This is a genomic window from Pluralibacter gergoviae ATCC 33028 = NBRC 105706 (genome assembly GCF_001598855.1).
GTDB classification, from domain to species: Bacteria; Pseudomonadota; Gammaproteobacteria; order Enterobacterales; family Enterobacteriaceae; genus Pluralibacter; species Pluralibacter gergoviae.
This window is the reverse complement of record NZ_BCZS01000023.1, coordinates 1-19,137: the sequence shown is the minus strand read 5'-3', so window position 1 is coordinate 19,137 and position 19,137 is coordinate 1. Positions and strand designations below refer to the sequence as shown.

15 protein-coding genes are annotated in these 19,137 nt (G+C 57.7%); 7 read left to right on the top strand and 8 right to left on the bottom strand.

What is annotated here, in order from left to right; genetic code table 11:
• Nucleotides 1–19: 19 nt before the first annotated feature.
• From ENGE1_RS19440 to ENGE1_RS19425, 4 genes are all read right to left on the bottom strand, one after another.
• Nucleotides 20–2,308: an FdhF/YdeP family oxidoreductase gene (locus ENGE1_RS19440; RefSeq protein ID WP_048252835.1), complete on the bottom strand. Its 2,289-nt coding sequence runs from the start codon at nucleotides 2,306–2,308 to the stop codon at nucleotides 20–22.
• A 237-nt stretch (nucleotides 2,309–2,545) separates the two neighbouring features.
• Nucleotides 2,546–2,767, bottom strand: coding sequence for a hypothetical protein (locus ENGE1_RS19435; protein ID WP_048252836.1), 222 nt, complete (start codon nucleotides 2,765–2,767; stop codon nucleotides 2,546–2,548).
• Entirely contained in the window at nucleotides 2,764–4,407 is a 1,644-nt protein-coding gene (locus ENGE1_RS19430; RefSeq protein WP_048273041.1) for a nucleoside recognition domain-containing protein, read from the bottom strand. Before ENGE1_RS19430 ends, ENGE1_RS19435 begins: the two co-directional genes overlap by 4 nt.
• A 9-nt stretch (nucleotides 4,408–4,416) precedes the next feature.
• Nucleotides 4,417–5,547 carry an NAD(P)/FAD-dependent oxidoreductase gene (locus tag ENGE1_RS19425; protein ID WP_072065260.1) on the bottom strand — a complete coding sequence of 377 codons (1,131 nt, stop codon included), beginning with the start codon at nucleotides 5,545–5,547 and terminating at the stop codon, nucleotides 4,417–4,419.
• Between the two features lie 205 nt (nucleotides 5,548–5,752).
• Here ENGE1_RS19425 and ENGE1_RS19420 point away from each other — a divergent pair, with 205 nt between their 5' ends.
• From ENGE1_RS19420 to ENGE1_RS19410, 3 genes are all read left to right on the top strand, one after another.
• Nucleotides 5,753–6,778 (top strand): LLM class flavin-dependent oxidoreductase, encoded by a 1,026-nt coding sequence (locus tag ENGE1_RS19420; RefSeq protein WP_048252838.1) that lies wholly within the window; start codon nucleotides 5,753–5,755, stop codon nucleotides 6,776–6,778.
• A 72-nt stretch (nucleotides 6,779–6,850) separates the two neighbouring features.
• Nucleotides 6,851–7,930: a malate/lactate/ureidoglycolate dehydrogenase gene (locus ENGE1_RS19415; RefSeq protein WP_043083122.1), complete on the top strand. Its 1,080-nt coding sequence runs from the start codon at nucleotides 6,851–6,853 to the stop codon at nucleotides 7,928–7,930.
• Nucleotides 7,931–7,957: 27 nt separating this feature from the next.
• Nucleotides 7,958–8,914, top strand: coding sequence for an aldo/keto reductase (locus ENGE1_RS19410; RefSeq protein ID WP_048252839.1), 957 nt, complete (start codon nucleotides 7,958–7,960; stop codon nucleotides 8,912–8,914).
• 64 nt (nucleotides 8,915–8,978) lie between these two features.
• On the opposite strand, the gene ENGE1_RS19405 is transcribed toward ENGE1_RS19410, so the two are convergent.
• Both ENGE1_RS19405 and ENGE1_RS19400 read right to left on the bottom strand, forming a co-directional pair.
• A complete protein-coding gene (locus tag ENGE1_RS19405; RefSeq protein ID WP_048273040.1) occupies nucleotides 8,979–10,694 on the bottom strand; it encodes a thiamine pyrophosphate-dependent enzyme in 1,716 nt (571 codons plus the stop codon).
• Nucleotides 10,695–10,930: 236 nt separating this feature from the next.
• Nucleotides 10,931–11,320 carry a DUF943 family protein gene (locus ENGE1_RS19400; RefSeq protein ID WP_043083126.1) on the bottom strand — a complete coding sequence of 130 codons (390 nt, stop codon included), beginning with the start codon at nucleotides 11,318–11,320 and terminating at the stop codon, nucleotides 10,931–10,933.
• Between the two features lie 223 nt (nucleotides 11,321–11,543).
• On the opposite strand from ENGE1_RS19400, the gene ENGE1_RS19395 reads away from it, so the two are divergent.
• Nucleotides 11,544–12,245, top strand: a complete 702-nt coding sequence (locus tag ENGE1_RS19395) for a hypothetical protein (protein ID WP_043083127.1) — start codon at nucleotides 11,544–11,546, stop codon at nucleotides 12,243–12,245.
• Nucleotides 12,238–12,657, top strand: coding sequence for a hypothetical protein (locus tag ENGE1_RS19390; RefSeq protein WP_043083129.1), 420 nt, complete (start codon nucleotides 12,238–12,240; stop codon nucleotides 12,655–12,657). The genes ENGE1_RS19395 and ENGE1_RS19390 overlap by 8 nt, the downstream gene beginning before the upstream one ends.
• A 284-nt stretch (nucleotides 12,658–12,941) precedes the next feature.
• Here the strand turns inward: ENGE1_RS19390 and ENGE1_RS19385 are convergent, their stop codons facing one another.
• Nucleotides 12,942–13,832 carry a LysR family transcriptional regulator gene (locus ENGE1_RS19385; RefSeq protein WP_048252841.1) on the bottom strand — a complete coding sequence of 297 codons (891 nt, stop codon included), beginning with the start codon at nucleotides 13,830–13,832 and terminating at the stop codon, nucleotides 12,942–12,944.
• 215 nt (nucleotides 13,833–14,047) lie between these two features.
• Between ENGE1_RS19385 and ENGE1_RS19380 the strand changes: the two genes are divergently transcribed.
• Together ENGE1_RS19380 and ENGE1_RS19375 are read left to right on the top strand one after the other, a co-directional pair.
• On the top strand, nucleotides 14,048–15,025 hold the full coding sequence (locus ENGE1_RS19380; RefSeq protein WP_048252969.1) for a hypothetical protein: 978 nt from the start codon (nucleotides 14,048–14,050) through the stop codon (nucleotides 15,023–15,025).
• A gap of 294 nt (nucleotides 15,026–15,319) precedes the next feature.
• A complete protein-coding gene (locus tag ENGE1_RS19375) occupies nucleotides 15,320–16,087 on the top strand; it encodes a sulfite exporter TauE/SafE family protein (RefSeq protein ID WP_043083131.1) in 768 nt (255 codons plus the stop codon).
• 117 nt (nucleotides 16,088–16,204) lie between these two features.
• Here the strand turns inward: ENGE1_RS19375 and ENGE1_RS19370 are convergent, their stop codons facing one another.
• Complete coding sequence (locus tag ENGE1_RS19370; protein WP_048252842.1) at nucleotides 16,205–18,889, bottom strand: AAA domain-containing protein; 2,685 nt, start codon at nucleotides 18,887–18,889, stop codon at nucleotides 16,205–16,207.
• Nucleotides 18,890–19,137 lie beyond the last annotated feature (248 nt).

Here is a 19,137-nt window from a genome sequence, read left to right as displayed (position 1 = left end):
GCCTTTGTAACGCGGATGATTACAGCGGGCGGATCTCCTTCGAGCGCAGGGTAATGCCAACCGGCACCGACTTGTAAGAGGGCGTGCCGCTCTCTTTGTCGGTATAGTCCAGCGGCACCAGCACGTTGGCCTCCGGGTAATAGGCGCCCACCGTGCCCGCCGAAATGTCGTACTCCACGACCGTAATATCGTCGAGGCGCAGATCGCTGCCGGGCAGGGCGGTGTGGAGATCCACCCGGTCGCCGTGCTCCAGCCCCAGCTGCGCCATGTCGCCTTTATTCATAAACAGCACGTCCCGGCGGCCGAATACGCCGCGATAGCGGTCGTCCAGCGCGTAGATGGTGGTGTTGTACTGGTCGTGGCTGCGCAGGGTCACCAGCCGCAGGGGATTCTCCCCGACGCCGGGGGCGTTTTCATCCACGCCCTCGAACACCGAGAACATCGCCTTGCCGCTGGCGGTAGGCCACACCCGCTCCGTCGGCGGCAGCGGCATGCGAAAGCCGCCCGGCACCCGGATGCGCGCGTTATAGTCCTCAAAGCCGGGAATGGTCTGCTCGATAAGCTCGCGGATCAGATCGTAGTCGTCCACCAGCGTCTGCCAGTCCACTTTACTGTCGGGTATCGTCGCCAGCGCCATCCCGGCGACGATGGCCGGCTCCGAGCGCAGCTCTTTTGATGCGGGCTTGAGCTTGCCCGACGAGGCGTGGACCATCGACATCGAATCCTCTACCGTCACCGACTGCCTGCCGGTGCGCTGCTCATCCAGCTCGGTGCGCCCGAGGCAGGGGAAGATAAAGGTCTCTTTGCTCACCAGCAGGTGGGTGCGGTTGAGCTTGGTGCCGACGTGGACCCCGAGCTCGAGGGCGCGCATCGCCGGGAAGCCGCGGCGGTGGTCGGGCATGGCGACGGCGAAGTTGCCGCCGAGGCAGATCAGCGCCTTCGCCGTTCCGGCGATCATCGCCTGGGTGGCCTGCACCGCGTCGTGGCCGTGTTTTGCCGGCGGCGTGAAGCCGAACACCTCCTCAAGGCGCTTGAGGAACGGCGCGCCGGGCTTCTCGGTGATGCCGACGGTGCGGTTGCCCTGCACGTTGGAGTGGCCGCGCAGCGGGCAGATCCCGGCGCCAGGCTTGCCGATATTGCCGCGCATCAGCAGCAGGTCGGCAATCAGGCGCACGTTGCGGGTACCTTTATTGTGCTGGGTGATGCCCATGCCGTAGGTAATGATGGTGGCGTTTGATTTGGCGTAGGCTTCGGCGACGCTCAGCAGCTGCTCGCGGGTGAGGCCCGACTCGCGCTCGATATCCTGCCAGGACGTGGCGGCGATATCGGCGGCAAAGGCGTCGAAGCCCTGAGTGTGTTCAGTCATAAAGTCACGGTCGAGCACGCCGCCGCGCTCCGCCTCCAGCGCCAGCAGATGCTTCGCAATGCCCTTGAGGGCGGCGGCGTCGCCGCCCGCCCTGACCTGGAAGTAGGTCGAGGCGATATCCGTCGAGCGGTAGGTGGCCATCTCAACCACGTTCTGCGGATCGGCGAAGCGCTCCAGCGCCCGCTCCTTGAGCGGATTGAAGACGATAATCGGCACGCCGCGGCGGGAGAGCTCGTGCAGGGTGCCCATCATCCGCGGGTGGTTGGTGCCGGGGTTGTGGCCGATGGAGATCACCAGCTCGGTTTTCTCGAAGTCGTCCAGCGAAACGGTGCCCTTGCCGATGCCGATGGAGCGCGGCAGGCCGACGCTGGTCGCCTCGTGGCACATGTTGGAGCAGTCGGGAAAGTTGTTGGTGCCGAACTCGCGGGCAAACAGCTGGAACAGGTAGGCGGCCTCGTTGGAGGCGCGCCCGGAGGTGTAGAACTCTACCGAATCCGGCGCCAGATCGCGCAGCACTTCGCCGATGCGGGCGAAGGCCGCCTCCCAGGTGACCGGGCGCAGGGTATCGCTCTCCCGATGATAGGCCAGCGGCGTGGTCAGGCGGCCGTAGCCCTCCAGCTCAAAGTCGCTTTTTTCCAGCAGGGAGGTGACCGTATTGTTGGCTAAAAACGCGGGCGTGACGCGTTTGGTGGTCGCTTCCCAGGTGACGGCCTTGGCGCCGTTTTCGCAGAACTGGAAGGTGGACTTGTGCTCTTTATCCGGCCACGCGCAGCCGGGGCAGTCAAAGCCGTCCGGCTGATTGGTGCGCAGCAGCGTCGCCGGGGCTTCGAAGGTATCCATCTGGGTGCGCACCGCGATAGCGGTGGCCTTCAGCGCGCCCCAGCCGCCGGCCGGGCCGCCGTAGTAGCGGATGCCGGGAACGGATCGTCTCGTATTTTTCATTCGTGCTCCTGACCTGCGGTCTTACTTCAATAGGTAAAGGCGCTTTATTACCCGGAGGTTTTGCGGGGCGGTGAATGATCGGCAGGCGGCCGCCGCGCAAAAAAGCGCAGGCCCTCCGTCAGAGGGCCTCGTAGAATAATTTAATGAAATTATAACATCGCATTATCATTTTAATAATAAATTGTCTCTATTACCCGGTCAGCGCTATCTATCTCCCCGCCGCGGGGCCGGTAAATATCAGGCGCGCTGCCCGGCGCTTATTTCCGCCGCGGCCCGCCGATACCACTGAATAATATTCCGCAGGTGCGGCCGGCCGTAGCAGGCAATAAAGCGGCGCGTTTCCTGATGGGCGTCATTTTCCAGCACGCTCAGGCGCTCGCGAATAAAGTCCCCGGTCAGCGTAATGCCGCACTCGCGGGTGATGCAGTCGAACCACTGCGGGTAGGTCTTCGGGATCATAATCCGGCTCCGTGGTGAAAAAGGAGGGTGACGGCCAGCGCCGCCGAGAGCGAACTCAGGGCCTGTCTGGCAACCAGAGAGAGGGCAAAGCGCCAGCCGATTTCGCGGGCGACGGTGTACACGGTGACCAGACAGGCCATCAGCGTTGAGGCAATCCACACCAGCAGCAGGAGCTGCAGGGTCGAGAGCGCCTGCAGCGCCCGGCCGCCGTCCTGATTGAGCACCATCATGCCGTCCTTGCGCAGCAGAGAGAAAATAATCCCCGGCATCAGGTCCGGCGGCAGGTGAACGGCGCCGAGCAGCGGGGCGGCGGCTCCGCTCAGCCAGCGTGTGGCGCCCGCGTAGTCCAGCGCCCCGGCGACGAGGCAGATCAGCAGAAACAGCGGCATCGCCTGCCGCAGAAACTGGCGCAGGGTATTTCTCAACAGCCGGCCGATGCTGCGCCAGCGCGGCCGCTGCAGCCAGGTCAGCTCCGCCACCCGCGCGCTTTCGTCCGCCGACAGCGCCCGGTGCCACAGGCGGGTGTGCAGCGCGCCGGTGATAAACAACAGCAGCAGCCAGGGGGCGAACAGCCACGGCTGGTGGGCCGAGTTGAACAAGGAGAGCGTCGCCCCGGTCTGGTAGCTGCAGGCGGAGCCGAAGCTAATCATGCTGACGCAGGCTTTCCGCGAGCAGCGCGAACAGGCGCGGCTCTGGAACACCGCCACCGCGTTGCAGCCGAAGCCGCTCAGCGCCGGGATCAGATCCTGGCCGCTGAGGCCCACCCGCCGCAGCCACGGATCGAGTGCGGCGGTGATCCGCGCCTTCAGCCCGCTCTCTTCGGTGGCGGCAATTGAGACGCCCACCAGCAGCACCACCGGAAAGGCCCAGATAAACGAATAGATCCCGAGGCTGAACAGGCCGTAGCTGCCGGTGAGCAGGTTCTGCAGCAGCGGCGGGAAGCGGGCCGTCAGCGCGGCGAGCGGGCCGATGATCAGCGCATCGGCCACCGGCTGCAGCAGGTCGGAAAGCAGCCAGGCGAGCCATACCGGAATGGCGAACAGCAAAAACAGGCAGGCGACGGCGGCGGGCCTGCCGAGGTAAGGCCGCTCGAACAGGGTCAGCGGCGGGGCGTCGGCCACAATATTGACCACCGGGATCGCCTGCCGGGCGCGCGGCGGTGAAGCGGGCTGGCCGAGCAGAGAGAGGATCTCCCCGCGCACGCCGCCGTCCGCCTCGCGGGCGTTGACCGCCAGCACCGCCGCGCCGGAGGCGGCGGCAATCCTGTCTATCGCCGACTCCAGCCCGGCCTTCACCTTGTCGGCGAAGGTCAGCAGCACCAGCAGCCGCCCCGGCCGCGCGGGGAGCAGGTCGCGCAGCGCCTCCCACTCCTCGCCGGCGTGGGTGGCGCGCAGGATCATCACGATGCCGTCGCGCCCGTCGAGCGCCGCCAGCGCCAGGCGGGTGGTTTCGCTGTCGCTGCGCACCCGGATGCCGGGCGTGTCCACCAGTCCGGCGTTGATATCGGCAATCCGGCCCTCGCGGCAGACCACCGTCGAGCCGCGAAAGTTGCGCTCGTCGCTGGCGCCGCTGGCGGTCAGCAGATTGAACAGCGTCGATTTTCCGGCGCTCTCCATGCCCATCAGTACAAAAGAGGACATCGCGATACCTCAGCAGTCGCAGCCGACGTCGGGGCAGCATACCGCGTCCGGCACGTCGGCCCAGGGCGCCAGCAGCCCCTCAACCGGCAGGCCGAGGTGGCGCGATATCGCCGCCGCCACCAGCGGAAAGCGCTGGCGGAATTTGTAGATAAAGCAGTAGATGTTCTGCGCCTGGCGGACGTGCGGGCCCACCAGGTAGAGGCCGGGGAACAGCGTCGAGCCGTCCTCCGGCGTCAGCCGCGGATAGCCGTCCTCGCTCCACGCGAAGAACGGCGCGATCTGCGTCGCGCCGCCGCCGCAGCGAAAGCCGGTGGCCAGCACCGGCGGGTGGTCCGCGCGCCACGCCCGGCCGTCCCGGGCGCGCACCAGATAGCCCACTTCCGGCGCTTTAAGGCGGCTGACGCCGCAGACATCGGCATCCTCGTACACCTCGAGGCGGGGATTGTTCATCGCCTTCGCCAGCCGCTCGCGGCTGTACGGCGACAGCGAAATGCTCGGATCGCTGATGTGATTGGTTGACCAGGGCGCCGAGCGGGTGAGCATTTTCACCGCGGCGCCCCCCTCCAGCAGATTGACCGCCGCATCGACGGCGCTTTCGTAGCCGCCGATCACCACGTGGGCATCCAGCTCCAGCTCCCGCCAGCTGCCGATGTCGGCATAGTGGCGGCAGAGACTGGCGCCGGGAAAGCCCTCCCGGTCCGGAAACTGAAATTCACCGGTGGCCCACACCAGGGCTTTTGTCTCCAGCCGCTGGCCGCTGTCGGTGGTCAGCAGGTAGTTGCCGGAGGCCAGCAGCGCCACCTTAACGATCTTCGCCGGGGCCAGCACCGGGATGCGGTACTCCTCCAGCACCGCGCGCAGGTAGCCGGCGTAGCGCTCGCCGCCGGGATGCTCCTCGCCGCTGAACAGCGCCGGCGAGCTGTCCGGCGTCACGGCATTGAGGTCAATCTGCCCGAAAGGATTGGAGAAAAACGACGGCGTAATAAAGCGCGTTTCGGCGGGCCAGCGGCGGAAAGAGGCGCCGACCTCGTGGCTATCGACCACCAGCAGATCCTGCACGGCGCTGCGCCGCAGCATGGCGGCAGCGCCCACGCCGGCGGGGCCAGCGCCAACAATAATGACTTCTCGGGTAGGGTTCATAGATTCCTCACTTTTGCATTATGTTATAATATAACAATTGCAAAAGGGAAGGCGTTTACCCCGACGAAAGGTGCGGCAGAGGTTCAGGAAATTTGAAGCATTGCGTTAAATAAATGATATTTATTCTCATTCATAAAGCTGTATGGTGGTAATCACGCGCGGCAGGTGACGCCTGTCCACTGTTTTCAGCACAGGAAGATTTTCTATGAAAAAGATTGGTTTTCTCTCCTTCGGCCACTGGACCCCTTCGCAGCAATCGGGCACCCGCTCGGCGGCCGACGCGCTGCTGCAGTCTATCGACCTGGCGGTCGCCGCCGAAGAGCTGGGCGCGGACGGCGCCTATTTCCGCGTGCACCACTTTGCCCGCCAGCTGGCTTCGCCGTTTCCGCTGCTGGCGGCCATCGGCGCCAAAACCAGCAGGATTGAGATAGGCACCGGCGTCATCGATATGCGCTATGAAAACCCGCTCTACATGGCGGAGACCGCAGGCGCTGCGGACCTCATCGCCGGCGGCCGTCTGCAGCTGGGGATCAGCCGCGGCTCCCCGGAGCAGGTGATCGACGGCTGGCGCTACTTCGGCATCGAGCCGCAGGCAGGCGAGAACGACACTGAAATGGCGCGCAGAAATACCGTGGCGCTGCTGGAGGTGCTGCGCGGCGAGGGCTTCGCCACGCCGAACCCGCAGCCGATGTTCCCTAATCCGCCGGGGCTGCTGCGCGTAGAGCCTTACTCCGCGGGCCTGCGCGAGCGCATCTGGTGGGGCGCTATCTCCGATGCCACCGCCGTGTGGGCGGCAAAGCTCGGCATGAACCTGCAAAGTTCGACCCTGAAGAGCGACGAAACCGGCGAGCCGTTCCACGTCCAGCAGGCGAAGCAGATCCGCGCCTACCGCGCCGCCTGGGCCGAGGCGGGGCACAGCTTCACGCCGCGCGTGTCGGTGAGCCGCAGCATCTTCGCCCTGATGAACGACCGCGACCGCTACTACTTCGGCGGCAGCGGCGACTCCACGGATCAGGTGGGCAATATCGAGCCGCAGACCCGGGCGATCTTCGGGCGCAGCTACGCGGCGGAGCCGGACAAACTGATTGCACAGCTTAAGCAGGACGAGGCCATCGCCGAGGCGGATACGCTGCTGCTGACCGTGCCGAACCAGCTCGGCGTCGAGTATAACGTCCACGTTATCGAGTCGATTCTTAAGCACGTGGCCCCGGCGATGGGCTGGCGCGAGTAATCTGTCCGGCGCGCGGCTTGTTATTTATCCCGAATGCTCGCAGGATGGGGTAAATCACAGGAGAAAAGCGCAATGAGTTCAGAGAGTCACGAACGTATCCTTCCCGCCGGTGAGTTACATGAGTTTGTCGTCCGCCTCTGGCGCTGCGCGGGCAGCGCCGAGGCGGAGGCCCGCCTGATTGCCGACCACCTGGTCTCGGCCAACCTGGCCGGCCACGACTCCCACGGCGTCGGCATGATCCCCACCTATATCCGCTCTATCGCCGGCGGCCATCTGCAGATAAACCAGCACGCCCGGCTGACCAAAGACGCCGGGGCGGTGCTCACCTTCGACGGCCAGAAGGCCTTCGGTCAGGTGGCGGCCCGCGAGGCGATTGACGCCGGTATCGAACGCGCGCAGCGGCTCGGGCTGGCGGCGGTGGGGCTGCATAATTCGCACCATATCGGGCGCATCGGCTTCTGGGCCGAAGCCTGCGCCCGCGCCGGGCTGGTCTCGTTTCACTTCGTCAACGTCACCGGCGATCCGATGGTCGCCCCCTTCGGCGGCAGCGACCGCCGCTTCGGTACCAACCCGTTCTGCGCCATCTTCCCGCGCCCCGGCCGGGCGCCGCTGCTGCTGGATTTCGCCACCAGCGCCATCGCCTTCGGCAAAACCCGCGTGGCCTGGCATAAGGGCGTGCCGGTGCAGGATAACGCCCTGATTGACGCCGCCGGGCAGGCGACTAACGATCCGGCGGTGATGCACGAAGCGCCCTACGGTTCGCTATTGCCCTTCGGCCTGCACAAGGGCTACGCCCTGGCGGCGATGTGCGAAATTCTCGGCGGCGCGCTCTCCGGCGGTCGGACCACATATACGGAAACGCTGCAGACCAGCCACGATGCTATCTTCAACTGCATGACCACCATCATCCTCGACCCGCAGGCCTTCGATGCGCCGCAGATGCAGGCCGAAGCCGAAGCCTTCGTCGAGTGGGTAAAAGCCTCCCCGCAGAGCGGCGATGCCGCCATTCAGGTTCCCGGCGAGTGGGAAGAGAGCAACCGCCGCCACCGGGAGCGGAACGGTATTGCCATCGACCGCAGCAGCTGGAACGAAATTCTCAATGCCGCGCTGGAGGCGGGCGTTCCCGCCGACGAACTCGCGCGCTATCGCTAACAGAATCATTCAACAGGAGAAAAACGCATGAATAAACGTCCTCTTGGCAGCACCGGCTTTTCCATCGCCCCGCTGGTCTTCGGCGGCAACGTCTTCGGCTGGACCATCGACGAGAAAACCAGCTTCAGCGTGATTGACGCTTTCCTCGACAGCGGCTTTGACGCCATCGACACTGCCGACGTTTACTCCCTGTGGGCGCCGGGCAATAAGGGCGGCGAATCGGAAACCATTATCGGCAACTGGCTGAAGGCCAACCCGGGCCGCCGCGACGACTTTAAGCTGTTCACCAAAGTCGGCGCCGACCTCGGCGTGCCCGGCCACAAGGGCCTGTCGAAGAAGTGGATCGAACGGGCGGTGGAGGACTCTCTGCGCCGCCTGAACACCGACTATATCGATCTCTATTTCTCCCACTGGCCGGATCCTGAAACCCCGTACGAAGAGACGCTGGAAGCCTACCAGACGCTGCTCAAGGCCGGTAAAATCCGCGCCATCGGCGCCTCGAACCTGGATGCCGCCCAGCTCGCCGATTCGCTGGCGGCGGCGAAACAGCGCGGCCTGCCCGCCTATCAGGTGCTGCAGCCGGAGTACAACCTCTACGACCGCTGGAGTTTCGAAGGCCCGCTCTGCGACCTGTGCGTGGAGAATAATATCGGCGTTGTCACCTACTACAGCCTTGCCTCCGGCTTCCTCGCCGGCAAGTACCGCACCAAAGACGACCTGGCCCAGAGCAAGCGCGGCGAGGGCATTGCCAAATACCTGACTCCGCGCGGGGAGCGCATCGTCGATGCCCTGCGCGCGGTGGCCGACCAGCAGCAGGCGACACCGGCTGAGGTAGCCCTGGCGTGGCTTATCGGCCGCCGGGGCGTCACCGCGCCGATCGCCAGCGCTACCAGCGTGGCCCAGGTGGAGAGTTTTGCGAAGGCGGCGGCGCTGACCCTGAGCGCGGAGGAGTTTGCGGCGCTGGAGAGGGCGAGCGCGGAGTAACCCTCAGAAAGTAAAAAGCGGCCCCGGCAAGTTTGCCGGGGCCGCTTTTTTTTTAAAGGCGATGCTACTTGAGGAAGTTGTCCCGCAGTAGCGAGACCACCTCGCTGCCGCGGCCGTTCATCACCGCCTTAAGGCCGAACAGCGCCGTCGAGGCGACTTCGCCCGCCGTGATCTTCGGCGGCATCACCAGCTCTACCCGGTTCACCTTCACGTCGAGCAGCGCCGGGCCGTCGGCGGCCAGCCAGCTGGTCATCGCCGCTTCCAGATCGTCGGCGCTCTCCACCTTCCAGCTCGCCAGCCCGCAGACGGACGCCAGCTGCGCGAAGTCGGGATTTTTCAGCCCGGTAAAGGCATCAAGCAGCCCCTCGACCCGCTGCTCCATCTCGACGAAGCCGAGGCTGCCGTTGTTGAAAATCAGCAGCTTCACCGGCAGCTTTTCCTGCACCAGGGTCAGCAGATCGCCCATCAGCATGGTCATCCCGCCGTCGCCGCACAGGGCAATCGTCTGGCGCTGCGGATAGGCCGCCGCCAGCCCCATCGCTTGCGGATAGGCGTTGGCCATGGTGCCGTGCAGGAGGCTGGTGAGGAAGCGGCGCTGGCCGTTGGCGGTCAGGTGGCGCAGAAGCCATACCATCGGCGAGCCGCCGTCGGCGGTAAACAGCGCGTCCGGGGCGGCCAGGCGGTCGAGCATCTGGGTGACGGTCTGGGGATGGATCAGCGCCGGATCGCGGCCTTCGCCGGATTTTGCGTAGCCCTCTTTGTCCTCCTCCCACATTTTGAGCGCCTTATCCAGATGGCCGCGGTCCTGGCGCGGCGTCAGGGCGGGGAGCAGCGCCGCGATGGTATCGCCGACGTCGCCGGCCAGCCCGAGGGCAACGGGCGCCCGGCGGCCGAGATGGGCGGGGTCGCGGTCGATCTGCACCACCCGTTTGCCCTCGGGGTAGAACTGCGTCCAGGCGAAGTCGGTGCCGAGGCAGAGCATAATGTCGGCGGCGTCAATGGCCTCCATGCCGGCGCGGTTGCCGATTATGCCGGTCATCCCGACGTTGTAGGGGTTATCCGGCTCGATAAACTCCTTGGCGCGGGTGGTATGCACCACCGGCGCCTGCAGGGTTTCGGCCAGCTTCACCACCTCGTCGTGGGCGCGGCGCGCGCCGATCCCGGCGTATATCGTCACCGTCCCGGCCTCGTTGAGCACCTTCGCCAGTTCGGCCAGCTCCGCATCGCAGGGGCGCATCACCGGCGACGGGCGGTGTACGGCCCAGTGAAGCTTGTCGTCTGATTTTTCGGTAAACATATCGCCGTTAACGATAACCACCGCCACGCCGCGCTTATTGATCGCCGCCTGGGCGGCGAGGGCGACGATCCGCCGGGCCTGGTCCGGATGGCTGATGTATTCGCAGAACACGCTGGTCTGCTCGTAGACCTTGCGCTGATCCACCTCCTGGGGAAAGCGCAGCCCGACCTCGGTGCGCGCCACATCGGAGGCGATCAGCACCACTGGCGCGCCGTTGCGGTGGGATTCGAAGATACCGTTGACGAAGTGCAGGCTCCCCGGCCCGCAGGTGCCGGCGCACACCGCCAGCTCGCCGGTCATGTAGGCCTCGCCGCCGGCGGCCATCGCGCCCGCCTCCTCGTGGCGAACGTGGATCCAGCGCAGGTCCGACTGGCGAACGGCGTCGGTAAAGTGGTTGATGGTATCCCCGACAATGCCCCAGCAGCGCCGGGCTCCGGCGTCGACCAGCGTATCAACGACAATCTCTGCAACGGTTTTTGACATGATTTTCTCCGTAGATGTTTTTCACCGTATGCGGTGGGGGAGAAGCGGGGCGCTTGCCTCGTTGATCCCGTCCCTGGCGGCGGCACCGCGGCGTCGCGATACGGCGTGGTGTGTTAACAAAACGTAATGCAGAGAATAAACGTAGGACACGCGCCGGGGCGACGATTGGCATAAAGAGGGAAACAGGGAAAATTCAGATGTTTCGGAAAGGTGGGGGAAATGATGGGCACTGGTATCTAAAATTGATATTTCACGCCGCCGTCGCGGGTGCGCCAGATCGTCATCAGGATATTTTTGTCGATGCAGTTCTTTGGCGGCTCAATATCGGAGAAGCAAAGCCTGTCTTCCTTACCCTCGACCCGATAACCGTTGCCGAAGGCGTAGATGGCAATCAGAAAGGGAGATTTGTCGCCGGTGGGGATATTATATTTTTCCAGCACGCTGCGCTGGTTTTTCTGCCACCAGTCGATTTTTTCTGCCTTGGTTAACGGGAGTTTATTGACAATGATTTGCGCGGTGCTGCTGTCATAATGGGCATCAATGATGGAAACGTTATGCTTTCCGGTAAGTCGATAAGATAAGGTGCATGACAGGATGATGAATATAAAAACGATTAATTTACGCATGTTGGTTCCTTACCCTGCGTTTCGCCGGTCACTACCGGGCCGCCCGGATAGCCCCAACCCCCTGCCATGATATAGATGATTTCTAACCACCCAACGATGACGAGCAAGTATTAAATCTACTCAATTCTCTATTGTAATACCAGTATGTCTGATTAAGGATATTTACAGTTAGTAAGGAAAAGATTAGTTTTTATTAAATTAATCAAATGGAAAAGGCCTCAGGATGAGTACAAGAGATGATATTATTGATGGCAGAAATTCACACGTTAAGTACGGGCTTATTTATACTGAGGTCCTTGGATGGATTGATCTCGGACATGCTCAGGGTACCGACATAAGAAAGCTACTGATGGATATTGATGCTGGAGAATCGTCAGGCTCTGGTCGTTATGATGTGACTTATTCTCAATCGATGGTCGACCCAACCAGGACCTTGAAAATGGGGAAATTTATTAAATGGCGTATCAAGCGCGGCCGTTCATACAACGAACGCAGAAGCATTGCTCTGGCGATGATGATGTCGCTCGCGCTGAAGTTTGAAGGATTACAGGCGTCTTTTCCCATTAATCTGGTGACTGACAGTGGCTTTAGCGGGGAGGATTTGGTATCAGATCTGCTAGGTTTTTACCGCGTGGTAAGCATCTCCAATCCATTTGAACTTCTTCGCCCAGTCAGCAAACAGGAGGCGCTTAAAAGATGGGACTTTTACGGAAAACTGGGCTCATGGAAAAATGCATCATTTTCACCTATATTATTTCCCGATCCTGAGAAATTTCCACATGCCAGACCCCGAAAAAGTCATCTACCGAATTTTATGACGACCATAAGACCCTGGAGTGATTTTCGTTCAGGCATAGTGGGTATTGCCAGCAAAGAGGGTTCATTTATCGATACGGCTAAAGGGGGTAGGTTGCCCTATGCGTAAGTCACTTATGCTACTCGGAGGTGTAGTAATCGTTCTTTTTGTAACTGTTATCTACGCCTGGTCCTGGATTAAAATGGAGTTCGCCGGGAGCGCTCATTACACCGAGTCAGATAAGCGTGAGTATAATTTTTATACTCCTGACGTGCTAAAAAAAATACCGAGGATAACTCCCAGGTATTCCTTTGATTTCGCAAACATAACCGGGCCGGCAGCGCATGTTCACTCGGTCAAGTTCTATGGCTCACTGGATACAGGTAAAATAGAAGGCTATCTGTCCGGCGTTGGATACAGGCGGTATAAGTGTGACTTTGATACGACGTGTTGGCGCAAAAACGATCCTAAGGAATCTATCTATATAGATGCCTTAACAGGTGAGGAAACGGTAATTGTACAGGTTGTCTATCATTTCTGATTTTCTGAATTGTATATGGTTTAACGCATTTTCTCTTGAACTAACGCTCTGACTGACAGGCACCATGAGTATGCGATGAGCCTGAAAGACGGAGTTCTCCGGCGGCAGTGGTGATGCCGAAGCGTTATGCAAGCACCGGGGCGCTGCGAGATTGAGGCGAATGCCGTTGACGTGATTTCTTACTTATCGTTGCTGGTTTAGTCATGTGAATCACTTCCGGCTGCAAATTTATTCACTTAGTTGTGTGCCTACTGTTCTCGGTCAGGATCGGGCCAGGCACTATATTAAATACAATGATAAGAGTGTCTGGCTTCATTTAATTCAGCACGTAACAGCGTTTCAAACGCATTACGCGCGTAATGAGATTCTATTATACTATTTCTTATAAAGTAATTTTGCACGGGGAGTAATTCGCTAAATGTGTATCCGCTGATATTACTCGCTCCTTTGAACTGCTCAAAAAAGCCAGCAGGTACCAGCGAAACACCCGATCCACAACTAACGCACCCAAGGATCGTTCCGTAACTTGCAATGTCGATGATATCGAACGTGACCTGATGCTGATTCATCCAATGCTCCAGAGCCTGTCGATAAGGGCATCCATGAGGCCACATATAAATGCTTTTGCCTTTCAGGTCCTGAGGGGACGATATCTTTCCCGCATAAGGAGATGCAATCAATACCAGTGATTCTTTATGAACATTCACATAAGTGATATTGGGGTGGTCATTCTTTGTCGCAATGACAGCGCCATCAAGTTTATGATCGGCAACATCAATGACTAACTGTTGCCAGGTTCCGGTAGAGAACTCTACCCGGACTGCGGGATAGTTCTGGTGGAATTTTGAGAGAACCATTGGTAGCCGTCCCGTTGCAGCAGATTCAATGGCCCCGATCCGCAATATCCCCGCAGGTTCTGACGAGGGTTCGAGCGCTCTGCGGGCCTCCTGGCAGTAAGACAGAATTTTGCTGGCGTATTCCAGCAGTATTTTCCCCGAAGGCGTGATGATAAGTCCGCGACCTTTGCGGATGAAAAGAGAAACACCCATCTCCGCTTCCAGAAGCTTGATTCTGTTTGTAATATTTGAGGGAACGCAGTGCAGTATTTCAGATGCTCTGGCGATGCTGCCCTGTTCGGCGACTGTTTTAAACATTCTCAGCTGAGATAAATCCATCCCTACATACCTCATTAAAAGTGAATAATTAACTCACTATAAGTCAGTTGAAGTGTATCAATCAATCATCCTAGAATCACCTGAATAAAGTGGAGTTAGAAATCACTTTGTAAAATAACGTGATGGAACTAGAAAGTAGTTCATATTCATCCACTTACCAATGAATATCAGGAGCATTTAAATACTTTAAGCCTGTGGATAACAGAAGTGAACTTATGACTTCATTATCATTGCAATACTATGATGGCATATCGAAAAAAAACTCCTCTATGCTGGAGCTGGGAGAGGAATTCATCTATGGTTTGCCTAAACATATCTCAATGTTGAAAATCCCGAGCCGTTGGTTAGCAGGAGATGTTCGCAGAGCAGCCATTCCAGCCCATATTGATCATGTTAAAGATATTCAGGATATGATGTATGAGGTTCTTTATCACGAGATAACACAAGAGGCTCAGGCATATACAGAAGGGGCCTTTTTTGCTTTTTTGAACAAAGAGAAAGTTGATTTTGGAGTCCTCAGTTTCTTCAATGGCTGGAATGAAACGCATAAAACAACGAGTTTGGTATCCGGGAAAATAATTATGCGCCTGTCCGCTGATAGTCTTCATCTTTCACGTGAAAAACATGATATCTATCATAAGGTGCTGGCTCATATGCATGAAGTTACAAAAGATGACTTTGGTCTTGGGCAAAAAGGGCATGATGGAATGTATCAATATATGACAGGTGCGTTCGGGGCTTCCGCGTGTGTTGATGAACAATATAAAATTAATGCATGTAATGAATTTTCTGATTTTCTCTATAACATAGGCATTGCAAAATATAGGTCTGCAATGAGTTCAACTGAACACTTGCAGTCGATTATGGATGCTATAATGGTATCTGTTGCTTCTGAGCTTTGGAACGGACGCGAATACAATTTTATTGCCCAGTTTATAGAGAGGAAACTATTATCCTTTAATCCGTTACTTGACGAGGATGCTAAAACTTTGCGTAACGCTAAAGGCTACGTCATGGGTCATGCCGGTGAGGTTGAAAGCAGGCATGGTTTGCATGCGCTGGCCGCAGTACAGGCTTTTGGTCGTATAGCTGAACTATCATTCGACATAGAGCGACTTAAAAATATTATGCTCGATTATAACCGAAGAGTTGGCATCGCTTTTTCTGCATTACAAAGCGTACTGACTCACTAAGATACTGTAATGTCCAAAGTTTGATGGGTTTTATTATAATTTGTAATGTAAGTTCAGTTATTATGTTTTTCGCCATGCAATAGTCTCAAAAGCAGAACTTTATCAGTGTGTTAAAAGATTTTATTTTAAATGATTGGGTTGTGTGTTAATCATTTTTTTCTTCTGGAAAGCTGTAATAGATTTTTTGAAATGTGTTGCAGTTTTCTCTTATAAGGAAGTTAATTATATCTTAAGCCGATAGGTGTTTCGGTTTTAAAATGATGTTTATTGCTTATGAGAGGTCTGTAATAAGCCATGAGTATTGATTTTTCTCTTTTTGCACTGGGGAGCTTTGCTTTCTGCGGTGGTCTTATTGATGCCGCAGTTGGCGGTGGCGGGCTTGTTCAAATTCCGGCTCTGATCCATGCGTTACCCGGATACAGTCTGGCGACTGTTTTTGGCACCAACAAATTGGCAGTGCTGCTAGGTAATTCAGTTTCTATATCAGGCTATCTTCGGCGGGTAAATATTGTATGGAAGCTTATTATTCCAACAATGATGGCCGCATTTGTTTTTTCATTTACTGGTGCATATGCCGTATCTCTGGTGCCAAGGGCAGTTATGGAGTATCTGGTTTTTGTAGTTCTTATTGTTATGGCAGTATACACGTTTATGAAAAAAGACCTCGGGAGGATTCATGCCGATATCAGAATAGGTCGAAAAGAAGTTCTTTTGGGTGTCGTGCTGGGCGCTTTTATCGGCTTCTATGATGGCATATTCGGTGCGGGTAGCGGAAGTCTTTTGCTATTTGCTTTTGTTAAATGCTTTGGTTTTGACTTTTTGAATGCATCGGCTTCAGCCAAGTTAATTAATCTTGGAACCTTTACTGCCGCATTACTGTTTTTTGTGCCGTCGGGGAACGTATTATGGATAACTGGATGTATTGTTGGTATTTGCAATGTTGCGGGGGCTATGACAGGAGTTTTCTTAGCCTTGAGATACGGTAGTGGATTTATCAGGATTTTTTTTCTACTACTCTTACTGTTTCTCATCGGTCGGATGGGGATTTCGATTTTCTGGTAGTTTAAGAGCAGATTGTCAGGCCCTGCTAAGGGCCACATGGCCCGCAAGGCAGTATGAGTGCAATAATACGTGGGTAGGATCAACTTCAGACAGCGTGGTGATTTCACGGAATGTCCCTCATACCTCCCCTGCAGTAACCAAACTGCTTTGCATGCTCTTCAGCAGGAATGCGCCGATCTTTTCCTCGATTCTGCTGTCGATAGTCCGCAGCCTGAGCAGGGGAAGAGCGCAGGCGGCCAGAATCTCATCTTTACGCGCATCACGCTCCTGCTGTTCCGGGGCGTCGTGGGAACCACCGTCAACTTCAATAACCGCGAACGGCTGCTTGCCTACGCGGAAATAGAATACAAAATCGCAGCTGCTGCCCTGGGCCATTAATTCCCGCTGCCGCGTGTCGAAGCGGTTATCGACATCGGTTACCAGCTGTCTTAACAGGATCTGCTGGTGTACAACGACCCCGGCATAGGCCGTTTGGCTAAGCACATCTCTGATTAAGCGCATGGCGATTTGCTCCGAGCGGTGGCGGGAGTCTGCGGGATCGAGCCTGGCGCGCAGGCTTTCGAGACGGCGGTCGTACTCCTCATAGAGAAGATCGAAGGCGCTGATAACCGGACTGTGATGCACCTGAGTCGTACTGGCGTAGTAGGTCATGTAGCGGACCAGGGCGGCGACATGTTTGTTATTACCGCTAAATACCCCGTCGCCGGTGAGCAGCGTAAACTGTTTTTGCGCCCGCGATACGGCAACGTTGATCAAGTGGGGATCGTCGACAAAGTCGAGCGCTCTGGCGTCGGCTTTTTTATCAATGACCGTGGAGAATACGATCTCTTCACACTCCCGGCCCTGAAACTTATGCACCGTCAGATTAACGAAATCGGCGGGAAGAACCCGCTCGGAGAGCGATATCTGCGCATTGTACGGCGCGATAAAGCCGCGGCTGGCCCCGCTGGCATCCTCTACGGCGAGGAATGATTCAAGCTCTCGCAGGTTACTGTAGCGCCGCGCATGGTTACCTTTGGCGGTGACCACCAGCGAAAGCGCCTCTTCGCCGCCATCCCGGGTCATGACCACCAGCTGATTGTCATAAAACTGTTTATTGCAGAAGTGGATAATTTTGGGATGGCAGCGGTAGTGCTCCTTGAGCAGCGTTACCGGCAGCGCTTCGCCGTAGAGGCTGAACAGCGAGTCCAGCAGGCTTTGCGTGGTGCAGTCGTAATGGCGCGCTGGGGGGAGGACGTCCGTGGGTTCCGGGACGTGGGGCAACTGCTTGCGGTCCCCGACGACAATGATATTTCGGGCGCAGGCCAGAGCCAGAATGCCGGGGATAATATCCTGCTGGGAAGCCTCATCGATGATGACGTAATCGAGCAGCGTATTCGGGGCCAGCGAGTTAACGATAGAGTGCGTGCTGCTGCCAATCACCGGATAGCGCCGGATAAAGTCGGAGAAGCGGCGGCGGTAGTTGTCGTGAGTAAAGTCTGAATCAGCGCCAATGGATTGTGCCAGATGCTGGTGAAGCACGTTCATCGACTCAGACGTCACGCGCTGCAGCAGCTCACTGACGTTATTGGCCTGCAGTATCTGCTCCTGTTCGGCCAGCTCGCGGCGGGCATCCTGCAGGCGCACGTTGTAATAGTGCAGCTGAAGGGCGAAAAACAGACGCGTTCTTTTTTCTGCGCTATTAAACGGGGCGGTATTGATAATGCCAAACCTCAGCAGCAGCGCCAGCCTGTTTCGCCAGCGCAGTTTCTCCTCACGCATCTGCCGAATGCGTGCCATGAGTTCGGCTATTTTCTCTTTTCCCGAGGCGTAGCGCCCGGCATCGGGCAGCGGTCCCGGCTTTTCGCGCTCGGCCCACTGCTGCAGATACTTATGCTCAATGCTTAATTCATCAATCAGCGCCCGCAGGCGCGCGGCGGCATTCTGGGCCCCGAGATGCTTTTTAAGTTGCGCCAGGTCATCCTCTGTTTCTGCTGCCGCGACGTGCGCTATTTCGGGCCGGGCGGGAAGTTCGGCGAAAAAATGCTCCCGGTTCTCGGCGCTGCCAAGCTTCGCAACAGCATAATTGAGTCCGGCGCGGGCAAGCTTCTCATAGACATTTTCCACGGCGGTATTGTTATTGGAGACGATAGCCACGCTGCTGTTTTGCAGCAGGATATTGGCGACAATATTGAGGATAGTCTGCGTTTTTCCGGTACCGGGCGGCCCTTCAATAACGGAAATCTGCTTGCTGAAGGCGCTCTCTACGGCCCGCATCTGGCTTTCATTAAGGCCGAAGGGGTAGATAAGGCGAGCAGGCGCAGCGCGGGAAGCATTTTCTCCCCGGCAGTACGCGTCGAGGACCGTATCCGGATGGGCAATAATGTTGTCTAACTGGCGAAGCGTATTTTCAGCGATGTTTTTTTTGCCCGGAGCTGCCTGGCTGACCCGCTCCTGAGCAATGCTGCGCAGATAGCCGAATACGTCACTCTCCTTCAGAGCCGACTCAGTGCGCAGCTCGACATCCTCGCACTTATAGATCCAGGGCCGTTCGTCCGGCTTAAAGTTAACCAGCAGATATTTGTCGCCAACGCGCTGCGCGCTGGAGATCTGCTGCGCGTTCGGCTGGCCCCGTCTGATAAGCAAATTTCCCTCAGCCTGCGCAGCCGGCGTTACCCGGCATTCGCTGAGCGGACGGGAGAACGTTTTCCCGGAGGGAAAGTGACAGGTCAGTTTGACGCAGGCTTCCCGGTCTGACCAGAAAAGCGTCCAGTCGCGGATCTGCGCGGTCTTATCCACGCCGTCGACCAGAATGGTGGCCATGTCTCAGCTCCATGAGTGTCGTAGTGCGCAACACTATACCTTGGCTGTGGGGGAGGGTGAAGCCTGGGTGGGTAGAGGTTCAGGCGGCGTCAGTAATTCGACGTAGTGGCTGTATTTGAGTTGTATACCGTTGTGTTTACCGTGACCAGATTCATACTTTCTTTATATTGATTATGCTTAAAGTAGCTGATGGTTTGGTTTGTGCCAGGAGGAGACGTTGCCGTAAGCATGAAAGGTCACCTATCATG

Bases quoted from the DNA above. Each gene is read 5' to 3' on its own strand.
- ENGE1_RS19380 (WP_048252969.1), top strand. From the start codon at position 14,048: ATGACTTCATTATCATTGCAATACTATGATGGCATATCGAAAAAAAAC.
- ENGE1_RS19405 (WP_048273040.1), bottom strand. From the start codon at position 10,694: ATGTCAAAAACCGTTGCAGAGATTGTCGTTGATACGCTGGTCGACGCC.
- ENGE1_RS19430 (WP_048273041.1), bottom strand. From the start codon at position 4,407: ATGTCCTCTTTTGTACTGATGGGCATGGAGAGCGCCGGAAAATCGACG.
- ENGE1_RS19375 (WP_043083131.1), top strand. From the start codon at position 15,320: ATGAGTATTGATTTTTCTCTTTTTGCACTGGGGAGCTTTGCTTTCTGC.
- ENGE1_RS19385 (WP_048252841.1), bottom strand. From the start codon at position 13,832: ATGGATTTATCTCAGCTGAGAATGTTTAAAACAGTCGCCGAACAGGGC.
- ENGE1_RS19425 (WP_072065260.1), bottom strand. From the start codon at position 5,547: ATGAACCCTACCCGAGAAGTCATTATTGTTGGCGCTGGCCCCGCCGGC.
- ENGE1_RS19420 (WP_048252838.1), top strand. From the start codon at position 5,753: ATGAAAAAGATTGGTTTTCTCTCCTTCGGCCACTGGACCCCTTCGCAG.
- ENGE1_RS19440 (WP_048252835.1), bottom strand. From the start codon at position 2,308: ATGAAAAATACGAGACGATCCGTTCCCGGCATCCGCTACTACGGCGGC.
- ENGE1_RS19415 (WP_043083122.1), top strand. From the start codon at position 6,851: ATGAGTTCAGAGAGTCACGAACGTATCCTTCCCGCCGGTGAGTTACAT.
- ENGE1_RS19410 (WP_048252839.1), top strand. From the start codon at position 7,958: ATGAATAAACGTCCTCTTGGCAGCACCGGCTTTTCCATCGCCCCGCTG.
- ENGE1_RS19390 (WP_043083129.1), top strand. From the start codon at position 12,238: ATGCGTAAGTCACTTATGCTACTCGGAGGTGTAGTAATCGTTCTTTTT.
- ENGE1_RS19370 (WP_048252842.1), bottom strand. From the start codon at position 18,889: ATGGCCACCATTCTGGTCGACGGCGTGGATAAGACCGCGCAGATCCGC.
- ENGE1_RS19400 (WP_043083126.1), bottom strand. From the start codon at position 11,320: ATGCGTAAATTAATCGTTTTTATATTCATCATCCTGTCATGCACCTTA.
- ENGE1_RS19435 (WP_048252836.1), bottom strand. From the start codon at position 2,767: ATGATCCCGAAGACCTACCCGCAGTGGTTCGACTGCATCACCCGCGAG.
- ENGE1_RS19395 (WP_043083127.1), top strand. From the start codon at position 11,544: ATGAGTACAAGAGATGATATTATTGATGGCAGAAATTCACACGTTAAG.